General features: G+C 44.9%; 3 protein-coding genes. 1 reads left to right on the top strand and 2 read right to left on the bottom strand.

The genetic code is table 11. From position 1 onward, the window contains the following. Positions 1 to 206: 206 nt before the first annotated feature. A complete protein-coding gene (locus tag V7D78_RS16875) occupies positions 207 to 533 on the bottom strand; it encodes a DUF440 family protein (RefSeq protein ID WP_333609618.1) in 327 nt (108 codons plus the stop codon). Positions 534 to 638: 105 nt separating this feature from the next. On the opposite strand from V7D78_RS16875, the gene rlmA reads away from it, so the two are divergent. After that, positions 639 to 1475, top strand: coding sequence for a 23S rRNA (guanine(745)-N(1))-methyltransferase (rlmA, locus tag V7D78_RS16870; protein ID WP_333609617.1), 837 nt, complete (start codon positions 639 to 641; stop codon positions 1473 to 1475). On the opposite strand, the gene V7D78_RS16865 is transcribed toward rlmA, so the two are convergent. Beyond that, positions 1464 to 2645 carry a serine hydrolase domain-containing protein gene (locus tag V7D78_RS16865; protein ID WP_333609616.1) on the bottom strand — a complete coding sequence of 394 codons (1182 nt, stop codon included), beginning with the start codon at positions 2643 to 2645 and terminating at the stop codon, positions 1464 to 1466. The genes rlmA and V7D78_RS16865 overlap by 12 nt on opposite strands. Positions 2646 to 2763: the final 118 nt, after the last annotated feature.

Genomic DNA, 2763 nt, shown 5'->3' with positions numbered 1-2763 from the left:
GTTAGCTGCGGCTTAATTAGCATGTACATCATTACAAATAAACTAAAGGTAACCAATGCCGCCAGCAGCATGCTACTAATGATGCGGCTAAGGGTACTAAATGGGCTTGAAAAAGTGGTTGTTTGCATAGTATTTCCTCCGTTGTTTGCAATTAGACGCAGGAGGATTAATCAGGGGGTTAAAGTTTTTTAATTTTTTTAAATACCTTACTGGCCGCGCCACAGGACATGGCACAAAGCATCATGCTTTTCCCGGCTTAACAAAATACGGGCTAACACCTTGTCAGGCTCGCCTTCAGTAGCAGAAATGCCAATTTGTGCTTCAAAATGATATTCAGGTTCCAGATCTTGCAGGATAACGTCCACCCAATCTGCTGACGGGATCAGCAAATCGACATAGCCACGTTCTTCAAAATGCTGATGATAAAAGCCGTAATCCTCAGCACTGAGATTTTCAGAGGCTAACTCCTCAAAAATATCAAAGGCGTGATCACACAATTCATCAAGGGTCCAAAGTTCTAATTCAGCGCTCATGTTAATGCCTGTCCTGCACAAAAATCGGCCGTCAGTATAGCAAGGCTTTGCGTACAAAGCTGTAGCTCTGCTACACTGCAGAGCATTTTTTACTGAGCCCGCTTTATGTTTATATGCCCAATTTGCCAAAGCTCCCTTCACCTATCTGAACGTCGTTACAGCTGCATTAACCGGCACAGTTTTGATATTGCCAAAGAAGGCTATGTGAATTTACTGCCAGTGCAACACAAAAACTCAAAAGCGCCTGGTGATAACCCGCAAATGATGCAGGCACGCAGGCAGTTTTTAGACAGCGGTGCTTATCAGCCGTTATCTGATCAGGTAAATCAACTCATGGGCACTCTGCCCGTGCAGCGCGTACTGGATCTCGGCTGTGGTGAAGGCTACTACACAGGACGGCTGGAACAATGCCTGTCCCAGCTTAAGAAGCCGCAACTTAACAGCAGAGATCTTGAGATTACCGGTATTGATATTGCGAAAAATGCGGTACGAATTTCAGCAAAACGTTACCCGAACATCAATTTTGCTGTGGCCAGCGCCTATCAATTACCACTGGAAGCGGCCTATTTTGATGCCATATTGCGCATTTATGCGCCTTCATTAAATACCGAACTACAACGGGTGATTAAACCGGCAGGTTACTTATTAACGGTAACACCAGGGCCCAGGCATCTTATCGAAATGAAACAAGCGGTGTATCAAGAAGTAAAACTGCATCAGGATGCCATAAAAATAGAAGAGGGATTTAGCCATCAACAACGGCAGCAACTCAGTTATGAGCTGGATACTACTGCTGGTCAGTTGTTAGATCAGTTATTGCAGATGGTGCCACTGGCCTGGAAATTTACCGGGGACAGTCGCCAGCAGTTTGTACACAATACACCAAAAGTGACTATAGATTTTTTAATCGATGTATATCAGCGTAATACTTTAACAAGCTAAGTCTGGCGTAGCTGTGGCGCTGCAACTGGCAAGTTGAGTAGCATCCTGCAGCTGAAAAGCCGCGAACATGCCCGACCAAAAATAAGTGCTCAGCTCGTTAACAATATTAGACTCAGCATTCAGTAAAATGACCAACCCCAGCTCACGCTCTTTTGAATAGGCAATTTCTGCCCTAAAACCCTGCACCCAACCGCCATGATACACCAACTGCTCTTGCCCCAGCTGATATACCCGCCAGCCCAGAGCATAGTGCGCATCTGTCAAATAGTTACGCCACTCACGCCGACGTAAATCGCGGCTGGTTCTCACCCGTTTGGAAGTTATCTGCTGCAACATACTATCTGGCAGCACTTTAGGGTTGTAGCCTAGTTGCGCAATCAACCAATAGCCTAAATCCACTGCACTAGCATTAACACCGGCAGCCGGAGCAAAACGGTAGTAGCTTTCATTAACCTGCCTCGGGTGCCAATTACCCCGGGCCCTGACATGCGGAATGGCGCGGTTTTCTGTGCTTAAATAGGCATCCAGCCCGACTGAGGCCGTAGGTAATTGCAAGGGTGTAAAAATATGTTCTTGTAGTAAGCTGGCGTAATCCTGTGACGTGGTTTGCTGCATAATGGGTTCAATTAAGCTAAACAACACATTCTGATAGCCATAACACAAGCCAGGGGCACAAAGTGGGTCAATCTTTTGAAATTGCGGTAAAATTCTATCAGGTAACAGGTTAGCTTCAATTAAATTATCATAGGCATTCGGCATGACACCGGTGCTTTGTGCTAGCAAATGTTCAATTTTTAACTGCTCATTAAAATCAGCCGTTTTAAAAGAAAAATTGGGAATGTACCGGACAACTGGCTCATCCCAGTTAAAATGACCTTTTGATGCAACTATACTGGCTAAACCGGCAGCAAAGGTTTTAGACACTGAGGCAATTCGAAACACAGTAAACGCATCAACCGGCAATTCTGAACCGGCTTCACGCACCCCAAAACCTTTTGCGCTGACAATTCGATTCCCCTGCACAATGGCGTAAGCCGCGCCTGGAATATTATGCTGGTTCATTTGCTGCTGAAAATAATGGTCAAAATCATCCATCAGCTCTGCAATTGGCTCAGCAGTAACTGCTGAACTCAATAGTGCCAATAGTAATGTTAAAGCCCATTTTGCCACACTCACCTCTGTTACTTTTTATGCTTGTGATTTCTTATACTTAATCAGGTTAATACTAGAGCGTGTTGATCTTTGCTCAAACTTTATTCAGCAATGCATTGGTAGCCAGACCATGACA

The organism is Arsukibacterium sp. (assembly GCF_036735525.1).
GTDB lineage: Bacteria > Pseudomonadota > Gammaproteobacteria > Enterobacterales > Alteromonadaceae > Alishewanella.
Note: the sequence above shows the minus strand (reverse complement) of the source record. Positions and strands in the feature narration are given on the sequence as shown.